15 protein-coding genes are annotated in these 17,359 nt (G+C 32.7%); 10 read left to right on the forward strand and 5 right to left on the reverse strand.

The window, feature by feature from the left end; genetic code table 11:
- Positions 1-94: 94 nt before the first annotated feature.
- The 5 genes from RWZ86_RS06360 (at position 95) to abc-f (ending at position 5,324) form a co-directional block, all read left to right on the forward strand.
- The gene (locus RWZ86_RS06360; RefSeq protein WP_314680683.1) at positions 95-1,060 is read left to right on the forward strand and encodes an iron chelate uptake ABC transporter family permease subunit; all 966 of its coding nucleotides are present in this window, start codon (positions 95-97) and stop codon (positions 1,058-1,060) included.
- Positions 1,057-2,046, forward strand: a complete 990-nt coding sequence (locus RWZ86_RS06365) for an iron chelate uptake ABC transporter family permease subunit (RefSeq protein WP_314680684.1) — start codon at positions 1,057-1,059, stop codon at positions 2,044-2,046. Before RWZ86_RS06360 ends, RWZ86_RS06365 begins: the two co-directional genes overlap by 4 nt.
- A complete protein-coding gene (locus RWZ86_RS06370; RefSeq protein WP_314680685.1) occupies positions 2,024-2,773 on the forward strand; it encodes an ATP-binding cassette domain-containing protein in 750 nt (249 codons plus the stop codon). The genes RWZ86_RS06365 and RWZ86_RS06370 overlap by 23 nt, the downstream gene beginning before the upstream one ends.
- Before the next feature lie 9 nt (positions 2,774-2,782).
- On the forward strand, positions 2,783-3,736 hold the full coding sequence (locus RWZ86_RS06375; protein WP_314680686.1) for an ABC transporter substrate-binding protein: 954 nt from the start codon (positions 2,783-2,785) through the stop codon (positions 3,734-3,736).
- A 109-nt stretch (positions 3,737-3,845) separates the two neighbouring features.
- The gene (gene abc-f, locus RWZ86_RS06380) at positions 3,846-5,324 is read left to right on the forward strand and encodes a ribosomal protection-like ABC-F family protein (RefSeq protein WP_314680687.1); all 1,479 of its coding nucleotides are present in this window, start codon (positions 3,846-3,848) and stop codon (positions 5,322-5,324) included.
- 52 nt (positions 5,325-5,376) lie between these two features.
- On the opposite strand, the gene rnjA is transcribed toward abc-f, so the two are convergent.
- The 4 genes from rnjA to def all read right to left on the reverse strand — a co-directional run bounded on the left by rnjA (position 5,377) and on the right by def (position 8,609).
- On the reverse strand, positions 5,377-7,074 hold the full coding sequence (rnjA, locus tag RWZ86_RS06385) for a ribonuclease J1 (protein ID WP_314680688.1): 1,698 nt from the start codon (positions 7,072-7,074) through the stop codon (positions 5,377-5,379).
- The gene (locus RWZ86_RS06390; RefSeq protein ID WP_314256509.1) at positions 7,074-7,289 is read right to left on the reverse strand and encodes a DNA-directed RNA polymerase subunit epsilon; all 216 of its coding nucleotides are present in this window, start codon (positions 7,287-7,289) and stop codon (positions 7,074-7,076) included. The genes rnjA and RWZ86_RS06390 overlap by 1 nt, the downstream gene beginning before the upstream one ends.
- A gap of 71 nt (positions 7,290-7,360) precedes the next feature.
- Positions 7,361-8,059, reverse strand: a complete 699-nt coding sequence (locus tag RWZ86_RS06395; protein WP_314680689.1) for an HAD family hydrolase — start codon at positions 8,057-8,059, stop codon at positions 7,361-7,363.
- A complete protein-coding gene (gene def, locus RWZ86_RS06400) occupies positions 8,052-8,609 on the reverse strand; it encodes a peptide deformylase (RefSeq protein WP_314680690.1) in 558 nt (185 codons plus the stop codon). The genes RWZ86_RS06395 and def overlap by 8 nt, the downstream gene beginning before the upstream one ends.
- A gap of 197 nt (positions 8,610-8,806) precedes the next feature.
- On the opposite strand from def, the gene RWZ86_RS06405 reads away from it, so the two are divergent.
- The 4 genes from RWZ86_RS06405 to RWZ86_RS06420 all read left to right on the forward strand — a co-directional run bounded on the left by RWZ86_RS06405 (position 8,807) and on the right by RWZ86_RS06420 (position 16,056).
- Entirely contained in the window at positions 8,807-9,574 is a 768-nt protein-coding gene (locus tag RWZ86_RS06405; RefSeq protein ID WP_314680691.1) for an isoprenyl transferase, read from the forward strand.
- Positions 9,571-10,371: a phosphatidate cytidylyltransferase gene (locus RWZ86_RS06410; RefSeq protein ID WP_314110926.1), complete on the forward strand. Its 801-nt coding sequence runs from the start codon at positions 9,571-9,573 to the stop codon at positions 10,369-10,371. Before RWZ86_RS06405 ends, RWZ86_RS06410 begins: the two co-directional genes overlap by 4 nt.
- 9 nt (positions 10,372-10,380) lie before the next feature.
- On the forward strand, positions 10,381-11,643 hold the full coding sequence (gene rseP, locus RWZ86_RS06415) for an RIP metalloprotease RseP (RefSeq protein ID WP_314680692.1): 1,263 nt from the start codon (positions 10,381-10,383) through the stop codon (positions 11,641-11,643).
- Between the two features lie 87 nt (positions 11,644-11,730).
- Complete coding sequence (locus tag RWZ86_RS06420) at positions 11,731-16,056, forward strand: PolC-type DNA polymerase III (protein ID WP_314680693.1); 4,326 nt, start codon at positions 11,731-11,733, stop codon at positions 16,054-16,056.
- 30 nt (positions 16,057-16,086) lie between these two features.
- Here RWZ86_RS06420 and RWZ86_RS06425 read toward each other — a convergent pair whose 3' ends face one another.
- Positions 16,087-16,827 carry an N-formylglutamate amidohydrolase gene (locus RWZ86_RS06425; protein ID WP_314680694.1) on the reverse strand — a complete coding sequence of 247 codons (741 nt, stop codon included), beginning with the start codon at positions 16,825-16,827 and terminating at the stop codon, positions 16,087-16,089.
- A 103-nt stretch (positions 16,828-16,930) separates the two neighbouring features.
- Between RWZ86_RS06425 and RWZ86_RS06430 the strand changes: the two genes are divergently transcribed.
- Positions 16,931-17,275 (forward strand): hypothetical protein, encoded by a 345-nt coding sequence (locus RWZ86_RS06430; protein ID WP_314680695.1) that lies wholly within the window; start codon positions 16,931-16,933, stop codon positions 17,273-17,275.
- Positions 17,276-17,359 lie beyond the last annotated feature (84 nt).

Below are 17,359 nucleotides of genomic sequence, written 5' to 3' on the forward strand. Positions count from 1 at the left end.
TCCAATCTTCCTCAAACCCATTGCAATAACAGAAAAATTTGGTAAACTAATAATTATGTAATTGAGAATGATTATCAATTAGAAAGGAGAGATTATGAAATTTAAAAATTTATGTATCCTTTTGCTCATCCTATCATTAATTTCTTTATCAGTAGGAGCCCAAACATTTTCTTGGGAATTATTATTTCAACAAGATGTTAAAATCCAACAAGTCTTTTGGTTATCTCGTGTTCCAAGACTATTGAGTGTAATATTAGCAGGAAGCTCCATGAGTATTGCAGGATTGTTAATGCAGACAATGACGCAAAATGAATTTGCAGCACCTAGTACAATTGGTACCACTGAAGCAGCAAAATTAGGATTATTATTAAGCTTATTCTTCTTTAATGGACCTAGCTTATTTCAGAAAATGCTATGTGCTTTTATCTGTTCCTTTGCACTCACCATTGTGTTTATTATGATTCAGCAATCGTTAGAATTAAAAGAGAAATGGATGATTCCTCTAGTAGGGTTAATTTTTAGTGGAATGATTTCAGCCTTTACAAATATGATATCGTATCAATTTCATCTAGTACAAAGTTTAACCTCATGGACACAAGGATCCTTCTCTATGATTCAAACTCACCAATACGAATGGTTATTCTTTGGTCTAATCATAATCGTTATTTCTACCAAATTAGCGCATGTTTATACGATTGCTAATTTAGGAGAATCGATTAGTTTGAATTTAGGAATCTCTTATAAGAGATTAGAATGGCAAACGTTACTATTAGTTTCACTTACAACAAGTGTTACGATGGTTACAGTTGGAGCACTTCCTTTTATAGGAATTATTATTCCAAACTTAGTGCGATATTTATCTGGTGATGATTTGAAAAAGACGATTCCTCTGACAGCAGTATTAGGAGCAGTGTTAGTCTTAGCCTGTGATATTATTGCTCGGTTAGTCATTCCACCTTATGAAGTGTCGGTTAGTTTAATTTTAGGAATTGTTGGAGCTGGACTATTAATTAGTCAAATCTTGAGAATTAGTTCTCGAAGAGGAGGAAGCCATCGATGAAGAAAAGAACCCTTCTATTAACGATTACCTTAGTAACCTTATTACTCATTATCAGTGCTATTTTCTTATTTTTTCCAATTGGAAATATGGGAAAATTATCTGTCCTCTTATTTAAAAAGAGATTTTTAAAGTGGGCGGTCATTTTACTAGTGAGTCTATGTGTTTCGATATCGACGATTAGTTTCCAAACGATTGTACAAAATAGATTTCTAACTCCAGGTGTACTTGGAATTGAGAGTGTGTTTGTATTATTTCAAACGATGGTTTATTGGGGACAATTAAGTTTAGGAATGGAAACAGCGCCAAATCAGTGGATTTCAATGCTGACGATTGTCTTGCAGATGATCTTTTTCTTCTTGATTTATCGAGCGTTTAATGATTTACTGTCGATTCCATTTTCAATGCTTTTATTTATTTGTTTAGCTTTTGGAACATTGTTTAGAAGTTTAAGTACATTCGTGCAAGTGTTAATGGATCCGAATGAATTTGATAAGTTACAAGGAAAATTATTTCCATCCTTCCAAAGAATGCATCATCAAAGTGAATTAGTCATTGTTGTAGTTATTTTAACAGCAATCTCAGTAATCTATTTAATAAGAAAACATATGGTGTTAAATGTATTTCACCTTGGAAAAGTTCAAGCCCAAATACTAGGTGTAAATGTCGCAAGAGAAGAGAAGTGGATTTTATTAGTGATTGTATTACTAACTAGTCTATCTACAACATTGGTGGGCCCAATGCAATTTCTTGGATTTATGATTGCAAATGTAACGTATCAATGGATTAAAGATTATCGACACTTACATATGTGGACGATTGCATTTTTGTTAGGAAGTATTTTATTACTTGGAGGACAACTTGTGATTGAGAAGCTCTTCCATTTAAATATTCCAATTAGTGTCGTCATCGAATGGTTTGGAGGATTATTATATTTTGTATTGTTATTGAAAGGAAGGTACCGTAGTGGAATTAAAAAATATTCATAAAGCATATGATACGGTAGTTGTCGATTCCGTTTCATTAACGATTCCAAAAAATCAGTTGACAGCTTTTATCGGACCAAATGGAGCAGGAAAATCTACATTAGTGTCGATTATGAGTCGACTATTACAAAAAGATTCTGGTCAATTATGGATTAAAGGTAAAGAAATTGAAGTTTGGAATTCCAAAGAGCTGGCAAAAGAATTATCCGTTTTAAAACAGAATCAATCTTTTCAAGTATCTTTAACAGTAGAAGAGTTAGTTAGCTTTGGACGTTATCCTTATTCAAAAGGAAAGTTATCGACACTTGATTATCAAATGATTGATCAAGCATTAAAGCATACGAATTTATTAGAGTTAAGGGATCGTTCGATACAAACGTTATCAGGCGGGCAAATGCAAAGAGTCTTTATTGCAATGGTATTAGCTCAAGATACAGACATTGTCTTACTAGATGAACCCTTAAATCATTTAGATTTAAAACAAGCAGTAGAAATTATGAAATTACTGCGGTATATGGTAGAAAATCTGGATAAAACGGTTGTCATTGTGATGCACGATTTAAATATGGCGATTAATTTTTCAGATTATTTAGTAGCTTTTAAAGAAGGAAAATGTGAGTTTCATGGTAAAACCATGGATGTGGTTACGAATCAGAGTTTATCAGAATTATATGAAATTGATATCGAAGTGATAGAGGTTTCAGGAAAAAAATATATTACAGTAAAGTAGGAGAGAATTATGAAAAAATTATTAACAACAGTAATGATGGGAGCAACATTTTTATTAGCTTCTTGTGGTACAAAAACAACAACTGTAACATCAACAACACAAGAGAATACGGTGAAACAAGTACAACTAACAGATGGAACAGAAAACGTTGAAGTGAAGACAAATCCAAAGAAAATTGTGACATTTGACTTAGGTTCAGCAGATACATTACGTGCAATTGGACAAGGTGAAACAATTGTCGGAATGCCAACAAAACCATTACCAACTTATATTAAAGATTTAGGAGAAAAAGTTCAAAATGTAGGAAGCATGAAAGAACCGGATATCGAAGCGATAGCAGCAATGCAACCAGACTTAATTATTGCTTCTACACGTGTAAAAGATTTTATTCCTCAATTAAAAGAAATTGCTCCAACAGTTATCTTTAATGTAGATAGCAAAGATTATTGGGGTTCTGTTCAAAAAAATGTTAAAAGTTTAGCGAGCTTATTTGATGAAGCAACTCAGCAAAAAGCTAGTGCTCAAGTGAAAGAATTACAAACTACGATTGATACAATTGCAGCTCAAAATGAAAAACATAGCGAAAAAAGTTTAGCGATTATGTTAAACGAAGGTAAAATGGCTGCATTTGGCGCACAATCACGTTTTGGCTTCTTATACCAAGATTTAAAATTCCGTCCAACAGATGCTAAAATTGAAGAAAGCAGACATGGACAAGAAATTAGTTTTGAAGGTGTTAGTGAATTAAACCCAGATGTATTATTTGTATTAAATCGTACATTAGCAATCGGTGGAGATAATTCTAAAGCAGATGCCTTAATGAAAAACGAATTAATTCAAGCAACAAATGCTGTAAAAAATAATAAAGTAGTAAACTTAACTTCTGACTTATGGTATTTAAGTGGTGGAGGATTAGAATCTACTAAATTAATGCTACAAGACTTACAACATGTATTTCAATAATGATGAAGACGACGCAAGTCGTCTTTTTTGCTTTTTATAGATTAAACTTATTAATGGAATTAAATTCTGCTATAATAAACTAAAGATTAAGTGAAAGCAAGGTGATATCATGTCATTGATTAAAATTGAAAATTTAACCTTTTCGTATTTTTCATCTACAAAACCTGTGTTTGATGACGTGAGTTTTTCTTTAGATACAGATTGGAAAACTGGTTTAATTGGTAGAAATGGAATCGGAAAGTCAACTTTGTTTAAGCTATTATTAGATCAAGAATCTTATCAAGGAAAGATTCATAAAAGTGTTGAATTTGTTCAATTTCCTCCAAATCACCTAGATTTTTCAAAGACCGGGATGGAATTATTAGAAGAGTGGACACGTCAAGAAGATGAGTGGAAAGTATATCGTGAACTTCATCAGTTGAAGTTAGCTGAAAGTCTTATGGAAAGAAAATTTGAAACTCTTTCTAAAGGAGAACAAACTAAACTTCTTTTGGCGATATTATTTACGAAAGATAATGGATTTTTATTGATTGATGAACCAACAAATCATCTTGATGTGAATGGAAGAAAAATTGTATGTGATTATCTGAAGAGTAAAAAAGGATTTTTATTGATTTCTCATGATAGAGATTTTTTAGATGGATGTATTAATCATGTCATTTCTTTTAATCGAAACTCAATTGATGTACAATCAGGTAATTTTACGTCATGGTATGAAAATAAAATAGCAAAAGATCAGTATGAGTTCAATCAAAATGAAAAAATTAAAAGTGAGATTGAACGATTAAACAAGGCAGCAAGACAGACAAAGGTTTGGTCGAATAAAGTTGAAAATACGAAGAATGGTGTGAAAATTTCTGGTATAAAGCCAGATAAAGGACACATCGGACGGTTGTCAGCAAAAATGATGCAAAAGACCAAGAACTTAGAAAAACGTCAGCAAAAAGCAATCGAAGAAAAAGAAAATTTATTAAAAGATCTTGAAAGAAAAGATAGTTTATTCCTTCGTCCTTTACAACATTATAAATCTTTGCTTGTATCTGCTAGTGAGTTGAGTTATCAATTTGGAGAAAGAAAACTATTTTCTAATATTAATTTTGAAATACATCAAGGGGATATAATTGCAATAAATGGACCCAATGGTAGTGGAAAATCAACCCTCATAAAAATCTTAATGGGTCAATATCTTGATTATATTGGCGAGTTAAAAATAGCCAATCAATTAGAAATTTCATATATTTCACAAGATGCTTCTTCCTTGGAAGGTGATTTAATAAACTATATTCATAGCCATGGAGTAGATGAAACTACTTGTCGAACAATTTTAAGTAAATTAGATTTTCCAAAAGAATTATTTGATACAAATATGAAAAACTACAGTGATGGTCAAAAAAAGAAAGTGCTAATTTCTATTAGTCTTTCTAAACCTGCTCATCTCTACATTTGGGATGAACCTCTAAATTTTATTGATGTTATTTCAAGAATACAAATTGAAGAACTAATTAAAGAAGTGAAACCAACCTTGGTTTTAATTGAACATGATCAACGTTTTGTAAATCATATTGCTAATAAAATCATACAATTATAGAAAAGAAACACCTCGCTTAATAAAGCGAGATGTTTCTTTTTTCATTATAGTTTTATTCTGCCACATCTTCTGCGCTAACACCCATTAAGACTGGTAAAATCATTGGGCGACGAGCGGTTTGTTTATATAAATAAGGATTTAACGTATCGATAATAAGATTACGTAATGATCTCTCATTTAAAGGTTCGTCAGCTTCATTGATGAAGGCTTGTAATTCTTCTTTCAGAATTTGTTGCGCTTGATTTAGTAATTCACCGGACTCACGCATATAGATGAATCCACGAGATAAAATCTCAGGTCCTGTTACTAATTCACGTTCGTCATAATCAACTGATGCAACAACAATAACTAAACCATCTTGAGATAAAGTTTTACGGTCACGTAAAACGATATTTCCGATATCTCCGATACCATTTCCATCTACATAAACATCTCCAGCATAGAAATGTCCTGCACGACGAGCAGAGTCACTTGTTACTGCTAAAATATCTCCATTACTTAAAATGAATGAATTTTCTTTAGGAATTCCAACTTGACTTGCTAAGTTCGCTTGAATTTTTTGCATTCTGTATTCACCGTGAACAGGCATGAAATACTTCGGTTTCATTAATCGTAACATTAATTTTTGTTCTTCTTGAGAACCATGTCCTGAAGTATGGATATTATTTAATTTACCATGAATGACTTCAGCTCCAGCTTCAGATAATAAGTTAATAACACGATTTACTGCAGCTGTATTTCCTGGGATAGGAGAGCTTGAGAAGATAACCGTATCTCCAGGTTGTACAGAAATTTGACGGTGATTTCCATTGGCAATACGACTTAAGGCAGCCATAGGTTCACCTTGCGAACCTGTACATAAAATAATCACTTCTTCAGCAGGATATTGGTTAATATCACGACCATCGATGAATGTATCATCTGGTGCAGAAATATATCCTAATTCACGAGAAGTAGCAAAGCTAGCTTCCATACTGCGTCCAAATACAGCAATTTTTCGTCCAGTAGCTACCGCAACATCTGTTACTTGTTTTAAACGAGAAACATTCGATGCAAATGTAGCGAAAATAATACGACCTTCAACACGTTGAATAATTTCTTTAATGGATTGTCCAACAACTTGTTCTGATTTCGTAAAACCAGGAACTTCTGAGTTTGTACTATCTCCTAAAAGAACTAGGACACCTTCTTCACCAATTTGAGCCATTTTGTGTAAGTTAGCAGGTTGTCCTACTGGTGTAAAGTCGAATTTATAGTCTCCTGTAAATACAATATTTCCAGGAGGAGTTTTAATGACAATACCGAATGCATCTGGAATAGAGTGAGTAGTGCGGTAAAAACTTACTTGAGTTTTTCTAAATTTAATAACCGAATCTTCATCTATTTCATGTAAGATAGCATCTCGAAGTAAGCCATGTTCTTCAAGTTTGTTTCGAATGAGTGACATTGCCAATTTAGTTGCATAAATTGGAATATTCACTTGTTTAATTAAGAAAGGAATACCACCAATATGGTCTTCGTGTCCATGAGAGATGAAGAGACCTTTAACTTTACTTTGGTTTTGAATAATGTAGCTATAGTCAGGAATAACATAGTCAATTCCTAATAAATCATCTTCAGGGAATTTAATTCCAGCATCTAGAATAATTAATTCATCCTGGAATTGGACGCCATAGGTATTCTTTCCGATTTCACCTAAACCACCAAAAGCGAATACGCCCGTTTCATTATTTTTGATTGTTGGTTTCATTAGTTAAATACCGTAACTTTGAAATCAGGATTTTTTTGTTCATAAGCTAGATGTTTTTCATCTAATGCTTGAATGAACTCCACATTGTATTCAGTATTTTCGTCCACTAAACGACGAGCTTCAACTTTATCTTGAGCTTCTACGTATAGTGATAGAGTATTTTCACGACGTGGTGCTTCAGTTTTTGATGGTTGGTAAGTAATTTTAAAAATCATTTTATAACTCCTTATTTGTTCAATATAGTTTTCAAAAATTATTTTAACACAAAAGTACACTTTAAGTACAATTATCTGTGTAGTATTTGTTGGATTAAAGGAAAGATTTCCTTTGGTTCTATAGCTTCATCACATGATAGATTTCCTGCATCCATTTGATGATATTTTGTAAATTGAATCGGATGCCAGTTCGCTTGAATAGCTCCAGTAATATCTGTTTGGACATCGTCTCCAATCATAAAATATTCATCAGCAGAAATTTTTGATTCGACATGGTGAAAAGCTTGAATGCTTGGTTTCTTCGCTTGAATTGATTCTGAAATAAACCAAAACTCTTCAGGAATCCACTTGGATAAGTTTAATTGATACAGTTTATTTTTTTGATGGTTTGTTGGACCATTCGTCAAAATAGCGATTTGATAAGATTCTTTATTGCATCTTTGAAATACTTCAATCCATTCTTCAGAAAGGGTAATGGCATTTAAAGTGTCTTGGTAAGCTTTAATAAATGCTTGAATTTTCTCAGCAGATAACTCAATCCCTACATCTTTAAAAGTATTGGAAACTCGTTCTTGATGCGATTGAGATAGAGTAATTTCTCCTGCAGAAAATTTTTCAAAAGCCTCATCACTTCTTTTTTGATAAGTTAAATAGAGACTTTCAGCATCTATACTTGGTGTTGCGAATTGACAAAACGTTTTAAAAAATACTTCACTCTTCGAATAAAGGGTATCATCTAAATCAAATATCACTGCAATTTTCTTATCCAATTACGACAGCTCCTTCAGGAATATATTGTGGTTGAGCTTGATTAATATGATCATAGAACATAACTCCGTTTAAGTGATCAATTTCGTGCTGAACCACAATGGCTTCATAATCCGTCAAAGTTTTAACTTTTTCTTCACCTTCTGTTGTGAAATATTTTACAGTAATTCTTTGAGGTCTTAATACGACTCCAGGAACGTCTCTATTCACAGATAGACATCCTTCGCCTTCTTTTAAGCAAGTTTTCTTTACAGATTCTCTTAAAATGCGAGGATTAATCCATACTTCATCAAGTAGAGCAGGTTCATCTTCATATCCTGGAATTAAAAGAGCAATCATTTGAATTTCTTTTCCTAATTGTGGAGCTGCTAAACCAACTCCAGCACGTAATTCATATTTTGCAGCAATTTCTTCGTCTTGACTATTATGTAAAAATTCTAGCATTTCTTTTGCTAAATGTTGCAAGTCATCTGATAATGGAAAACTAATTTTTTCTGCACGTTTTCTTAAAGCAGGGTGACCTTCTAATACAATATCTTTCATTGTAATCATTTTGTTTTTCTACCTCCTAATATGCTTTTATCCTTTAGCATTATACCATTTTTTTCCTAAGAACACCATGGTAGAAACCTTCATTCACGACTTTGTCTAGCAAAGTCTAAGAATGGGTTAAAAGAAGGGGGAATAACTACCCAATAAGGTGTTTTTCTGATACAATGAGAGAGTATTTCATAAGTAAAGGAATTGAAATGATGCTTTTTTGGAAAAAGAAAAAAGAAACAAAAACTATTGAATTAGATAAAACAAATATTCCTCAACACATTGCTGTCATTATGGATGGTAATGGACGTTGGGCGAAAAGTAGAAATTTACCTCGAATTGCCGGTCATAAAGAGGGAATGAGTACGGTTAAAAGAATTGTGATTGCTGCTGATGAATTAGGGGTCAAAGCAATGACCATGTATGCTTTTAGTACTGAAAATTGGAAGAGACCAACCGAAGAAGTGAGTTTTTTAATGAAACTTCCTGGAGACTTTTTCAGTTCATTCATGCCAGAATTGCAAGAGAGAAATATGCGTATTCGTTTAATTGGTTTTACGGATCAATTACCAGAAGCAACAAGAAGAGTTGTTGAAAAAGCAGTAGAGGATACAAAAGACAATACAGGAATGACTCTATGTTTTGCTTTAAATTATGGATCAAGAGCAGAAATTCTTCAAGCAGTAAAAGAAATTGCAGTGGATGTTTCAAACGGTGAGTATGATGCAGATTCAATTGATGAAGAACTATTTGCTAATCATTTACAAACGAATTTTTTAGGAGAGTTATCAGAACCGGACTTAATGATTCGTACAAGTGGAGAACAACGGTTAAGTAATTTTCTTTTATGGCAATTAGCGTATAGCGAATATTATTTTACAGATATTTTTTGGCCAGATTTTAGTAAAGAAGATTTAGAAGAAGCAATTTTAACGTACCAGAAACGTCAGAGACGATATGGAGGATTAATTTCATGAAGACACGTATCATCACTGCCATTGTTGCCTTGATGTTGTTTGTTCCTGCATTAGTTATTGGGGGAACTTTACTTAAAGTTGTTATTGGATTTTTATCCTTCGTAGCTATTTTTGAATTTTTTCAGATGAAGAAATTATCGATTGTTTCGATTGAAGGAATCTTAACGCTTATAGCTACACTATCGATTATTTTTGCAAGAGCGCCGATTATTGAATTACCCGTAGGAGTGGATTTCTTTTATATTTTCTTCCTATGTGTGATGTTATTAATGTCGTTAACCGTTTATAAAAGTGAGACTCTATCAATAGAAGATGTGAGTTTCTTATCTCTCATTGCTTTATATGTTGGCGGCGGATTTTCCGGAATTTTATTTGTCCGTGAATATGGTTTTGGAATGGTCGTTTTTGTCTTTTGTATTATTTGGGGGACAGATACGTTTGCTTATTTTACAGGAAGAAGTTTTGGAAAGCATAAATTAGCTCCTGCTATTAGCCCAAACAAAACGATTGAAGGATCCATCGGTGGAGTGATTGGAGCAATTGGATTAGGAACGATTGCTTTAAAATTATTTAATCCATTAGGATTTCATTTTATCGAAATGACGATTTTAATGATTGCCTTATCAGTTTTTGGACAATTAGGAGATTTAGTAGAATCTGCTTATAAACGTAGATTTAATGTAAAAGATTCTGGAAATATCTTTCCAGGTCATGGAGGAGTATTAGATCGATTTGATTCAACATTTTTCGCAATGTTTATGTTTCAAATTGTATTGAAATTTATCGGTACTCATTAAGGAGGACATATGATTAAAACAATTATTGCATTTTTATTTGTATTTGGTGTTATTGTCATTATTCATGAATTTGGACACTTTTATTTTGCAAAACGTGCAGGTATTTTAGTAAAAGAATTTGCGATTGGAATGGGACCAAAAGTATTCCAAGTTCGTAAAGGTGAGACGGTTTATACATTACGATTACTACCCGTTGGTGGATATGTTCGTATGGCGGGTCATGAGGAAAGTGATCAAGAGATTAAACCGGGTATGATGGTGACACTTCGATTAGAAGATGGAATTGTTCAGCAAATTTCATTTGATCCATCAACTGAATTAGAACAAGGGCTTCCTTTCCAAATTGAATCTTGTGATTTGCAAGATAAAATGGAAGTAAGAGGATATAAACCTCAAAAAGAAGAATTAGAAATATTACCCGTTTCTAAAACAGCTACTATTATCGAAGAAGATGGAACCGAAGTAGTTGTTGCTCCGATTGAACGTCAGTTTAATTCTGCAAGTTTAAAAGACCGTATGTTAACGAACTTTGCGGGACCAATGAATAATTTTATTTTATCGATTATTACATTTATTATCGTGGCATTTTTAGCAGGAGGAGTTCCTTCTAATGAAGCAGTAGTTGGAAATTTTGCAAGTGAATCTGCAGCTCAAGTAGCAGGATTACAAGTTGGAGATAAAATTATTGAAATTGAAGGACAATCAGTTCAAAAATGGGGAGACATTAGTAAACAAATTTCTCCACGTGCTGACCTTGAAACGAAACTGGTGATTGAACGAAATGGAAATCAACAAACGATTGTTGTAACGCCTAAAGCGTATGATTTATCAGATGGATCTAAAGTCGGTGTTTTAGGAATTGAATCTGCGAAGAAAACAGATGTATTGTCTAAAGTACTTTATGGATTCACTCAAACATGGTTTGTTATTAGTTCCGTTTTCCTAACGATTGCATCATTCTTTACAAAAGGATTTTCTATTAATCATTTAGGTGGTCCAGTAGCAATGTTCTCACTAACTTCTCAAGTGGCTCAAAGCGGCGTTGTTTCTGTTTTGAATTTTTTAGGATTAATTAGTGCCAATTTAGGAATGATGAATTTATTACCAATTCCAGCTTTAGATGGAGGTAAATTAGTGTTAAATATCATCGAAGGGATTCGTAAGAAACCTCTAAATCCGGAATATGAATCTTATATTACAATTGCCGGGGCAGTATTTTTAATCATTTTAATGATTTTAGTAACATGGAATGATATTAGTAAATTATTTTAACAATGAACAGGAGGTAAGTGATGGTTTTCTATAGTAACATAATAGAAAACCACACTTATTTTTTCAGTTTTAGAGAGGAGTGATGAAGTGTCAGAACATCAACAACAATTATTTTTAACATTAATGAATCAATTGCAGTTAGATACGGATGAGTTTTTACAACCAGATTTTGATCAAGCCTCATTAACTAAAATTGATATTACAAAAAGTATTCCAGAATGGTGCTTTAATATTGAGACGAATCAAGTTGTTCAGTATGAAAAATTTAAACGTTTCTATGAACAATTAAAACAGACCTATGAAAAAATTGCTCAAGTAAGATTAGTAGTTAAAACAAGAGAAGAATCTCAAATTACACAAGAACAAATTCAAGCGTATTGGGAAATGGTTCTCTTCCAATTACAACAAGAATCACCTCTTGTTGTCCAATTACTTTCAGGACAAATTCCTACTTGGAATCAGAAGAAAATACAATTTCATTGCCCAAATGAAATTACTAAATCCCATGTGAATGAAAATTACATCAAAAAAATTCAACAATATTTTGAGAATTTTGGTTTTCCAAAAATGGGTGTGGATATTATCGTCAATGACGAATTAGGTAGTCAATTAGAAGAAGAGTTACGAATCAAACATGAAACGATTGAACAAGAATATCAGGAAAAAGCTGTTCAACAAAAAGAAGTTCAAGAAGCCGCAGCTTCGAAACCTGTTGCAGTTAATACAGATTCATCTATTTTATATGGAAAAGCGATTCGTAGTAATTTAGAAACAAGAGAGATTGCGGATATTTATGAAGAAGAGCGAAATGTATTAGTTGAAGCACAAATTTTTGATATTGAAATACGTACAAGAAAAGCAAGTGGAAAGTCCTTTGCTAATATTAAAATGACAGATTACACTTCATCGATTGGTGCAACTTTATTCCCATCAACAGCTGAAGATGAAGAACGTTTAGCAGCCTTGAAAAAAGGAACATGGGTCAAAGCGTACGGAAATATTGAAATTAATAAATTTTCTCAAGAATTAAATATGATTGTTCGTGATATGAATAAAGTGGATCATATTGGGCGAATCGATCGTGCTCCAGACGACCAAAAACGTATTGAATTGCATTTGCATACAAATATGTCAGTCATGGATGCCACAAATTCTGCGAGTGATTTAGTGAAACAAGCAGCTAAATGGGGGCATCCTGCTGTAGCCATTACAGACCATGCAAACTTACAATCTTATCCAGAAGCTCATGGAGCAGGAAAAGGAAATAATATTAAAATCTTATATGGTTTAGAAGGAAATATTGTTGATGACCAAGTCAATGTTGCTTATAATCCTCAACATATTTTATTAGAAGATGCGACTTATGTTGTTTTTGACGTGGAAACAACTGGTTTATCAGCGATTTATGATTCCATTATTGAATTAGCAGCTGTAAAAATGCATAAAGGAAATGTAATTGATAAGTTTGAAGAATTTATTGACCCAGGGCATCCTTTATCTGCGACTACGATTCAATTAACAGGAATTACAGATGATATGGTTCGTGGCTCTAAATCACAAGCTCAAGTCCTAAAAGAATTTGCTGAATTTACAAAAGATACAATTTTAGTGGCGCACAATGCGAGTTTCGATATGGGATTCTTAAATACTGGATATGAAAAAGAAGGATTAGAGAAAACAACACAACCGGTTATTGATACATTAGAATTATCCAGATTATTACACCCACAATTAAAATCTCACCGTTTAAATACTTTAGCAAAACGTTATAATGTTGCCTTAGAACAACATCACCGTGCGGTATTTGACTCAGAAACAACAGGACATTTATGTCATATTTTCTTAAAAGAAGCTGCGAATGATCATGGGCTCATTTATCATGACCAATTGAATACGAATTTACATCCAGAAGAAGTGTTCAAAAATGGTCGCCCATTCCACGCAACGATTTTTGCTAAGCATCAAGCAGGATTGAAAGAACTCTTTAAAGTAGTGTCAGCTTCAAATGTACAATATTTTTACAGAGTTCCTCGTATTTTGCGTAGCATGTTAATTGAGAAGAGAGATTCATTTTTAATTGGTTCTGGATGTAGCGAAGGGGAAGTCTTTGAAGCAATGATGCAAAAAGGCTATGAAGAAGCTAAAGAAAAGGCTAAATTTTATGATTATATTGAAATTATGCCAAAAGCGGTTTATCGCCCATTAATCGATAAAGAACTCATTCGAAATGAACATCATCTAGAAGAAATCATTAAAAATCTGGTGAAATTAGGAGAAGAATTAAATATTCCGGTTGTCGCAACAGGGAATGTTCACTATTTAAATCCTGAAGATAAAATCTATCGAGAAATCTTACTAACATCTGTGAATAATGGACAAAAATTAAATTATCCAGATGTACATTTTAGAACGACCAATGAAATGCTAGATGAATTTGCCTTTTTAGGAGAAGAGAAAGCTTTTGAAGTTGTTGTAACAAACACTCATTGGGTCAATGATCAGCTAGAAGTCATTATTCCGATTAAAGATGACTTATATACGCCTAAAATTGAAGGGGCAGAAGACGAAATTACGAAATTAAGTTATGATAAAGCTCATGAATGGTATGGGGAAGAATTACCAGAAATTGTTGAAAAACGTATTGATAAAGAGTTAAAGAGTATTATCGGAAATGGATTTTCCGTTATTTACTTAATTTCTCAAAAATTAGTGCATAAGAGTAATGAAGATGGGTATTTAGTAGGTTCTCGTGGATCAGTTGGTTCTTCTTTAGTAGCGACTTTAACGGGTATTACCGAAGTAAATCCATTAGCGCCACATTATCGTTGCCCAAACTGTTGTTATTCAGAATTTTTCGATGACGGTTCTGTCGGTTCAGGTTTCGACTTACCAGAAAAAGATTGTCCAAAATGTGGAACACGTCTTGCAAAAGATGGACATGATATTCCATTTGAAACGTTCTTAGGATTCTATGGAGATAAAGTACCCGATATCGATTTAAACTTCTCAGGGGAATATCAACCACAAGCGCATAACTATACAAAAGTATTATTCGGAGAAGATTATGTGTATCGTGCTGGAACGATTGGTACTGTTGCGGATAAAACAGCCTTTGGTTATGTAAAAGGATATGAACGAGATTTAGGATTAGAATTTAGACAAGCAGAAATTGATCGTTTAGCAAAAGGGTGTACAGGTGTTAAAAGAAGTACCGGACAACACCCAGGGGGGATTATTGTAATTCCAGATTATATGGATGTGTATGACTTTACTCCAATCCAATTCCCAGCAGATGACCAAAATGCAGAGTGGAAAACGACTCACTTTGATTTCCATTCCATCCATGATAATGTGTTAAAACTCGATATACTTGGACACGATGATCCTACCGTAATTAGAATGTTACAAGATTTATCAGGAATTGAACCGAAGGATATTCCACCAGATGATCCAGAAGTAATGAAAATATTCGGTGGAACAGAAGTGTTAGGCGTTACTCCAGAACAAATTGATTCGAATACGGGTACACTTGGAATTCCTGAGTTTGGTACAAAATTTGTACGTGGAATGTTAGAACAAACAAAACCAACTACCTTTACAGAGTTACTACAAATCTCAGGACTATCTCATGGTACAGACGTATATCTTGGTAATGCAGAAGAATTAATTCGACTACATGGCATCCCACTTTCTGAAGTAATTGGATGTCGTGACGACATTATGGTGTACTTAATTCATAAAGGTGTTGAAAATGGTGCAGCCTTCAAAATTATGGAGGGAGTACGTAAAGGAAAGGGAATTACAGATGAGTATCAAGCAATGATGCGAGAAAATAATGTTCCAGAGTGGTATATTGAATCATGCTTGAAGATTAAGTACATGTTCCCGAAAGCCCATGCGGCAGCCTATGTATTAATGGCTTTACGTGTAGCATGGTTTAAAGTTCATAAACCTTTATTATATTACTGTGCATATTTCTCAGTTCGTGCTCAAGACTTTGATATTGTGGCGATGTCACAAGGAAAAGAAATGATTAAGCAAAGAATGAAGGAAATTCGAGATAAAGGCAATGATGCAAGTACAAAAGAAGTAAACTTATTAACCGTACTTGAATTAGCTAATGAAATGTGTGAACGTGGCTTTAGCTTCAAAATGGTAGATATTGAAAAATCAGATTCTGTGAATTTTGTGATTGAAGGAGATAGTTTAATTGCTCCATTTAGATCGATTCCAGGATTAGGGTTGAACGTAGCGAATAAAATAGTTGAAGCAAGACAAGAACAACCATTTATTTCTAAAAAAGATTTAGCAACACGTGGAAAAGTTTCTAAAACTTTAATTGATTACATGACTGAAAATAAAGTATTAGATGACTTACCAGATGAAAATCAATTATCTTTATTTGATTTTTAATAGAAAAGCAAAATAGACGACTTCTGTCGTCTATTTTTTATAATAATCTTCAATTTGTAAGAACACTCGTAGTAGCTTTTCTTGTAAGTTATTAGCTTTTTGAGTATCTAATTTATTGTTGTCGAGATAGAGGGAATAGGGGATTTCAATTTGAATCGCCTCTACATTTGCTTGTTTGGAAATTTCATGAATAATATTTCCACCCTTAAAGGGCATATCTACTTGAATCGATAATTCTTCTTTTTTAAAACAATCTACAATAAACTCAAATGATTCTTTTGAAATACTTGCTCCATTTCTAGTACTGATAATAATCTTATCTGTTTTAAAATGTTTATCATCATAACTGTGTAAATCTAGTAAACAAACGATTGCATTATTTTGTTTCTTTAAAGATATTTGTTCGAATATTGCATCGTAATAAGGTGTATAATATTTCGTAATCCAATCATATTGTAAGTTTCTTGATGGATATTGTTTAAATAATGGTATTCCAAATTCATCGTATCTTGGAATGATTGGAAGTGTGGATGTTTTAGAAGTATATTTTGAACGGTTAACATCAACAATATATCTAGAAATAGAGGTAGAAACTTTTGTAAATGGTAAATCTTTTACTAATAAATCAACATGCCAATCAGTATGAATTCTTCTTGCTTGAAGATTCATTCGATTTTGAATTAATTCAGGTATTTCAATGCCAGAATGTGGAATCGAGATTAAAATAGGAGAAGAAGACTTAGGGTGTTCAATTGATAAATAGGCATTCATAAATTACCTCCTTTTTCATATTGTAGTATAGTTTTTAACATAATGAAAGTTTCTGTTGAAATAGTGAAGGTATTTAGTATAATGATGTAAAGGAGTGATTGAGATGAATCAACGAGAAATTGATGAATTGCATGATTATTTAAAAGAATTTACTTCAGAAGTATTAACTTGTGCATCAAATTTTAGAGAAAAGAATACAATCTATGCTTCATTTACGTATTATCCAGAGTTTCAACAAAAATTTTTATTATCATATCGTAATGAAAACGATACTGTTGAATATGTAGATGATAATGGTCATAAGATATCTGAAGATGAATTAGAATACAAAATAACTGAAATTTCAATGACTTATGGTGAGATGGTTGATCTTGTATTAGCTCAATTATTGGAATTCCGTAAAAAATATTACCATAAGCAAATTAAAACTACTTCATTTGTTTTATAAAATTTTTCCATAAAAAGTACCATTCAAAGGGTAAATTCTCAATCTAAATTCTAGTTTAGAAATCAGTTGAATTTAGTCTGAGAA

It is taken from the genome of uncultured Granulicatella sp., from assembly GCF_963545075.1.
Taxonomy (GTDB): Bacteria; Bacillota; Bacilli; order Lactobacillales; family Aerococcaceae; genus Granulicatella.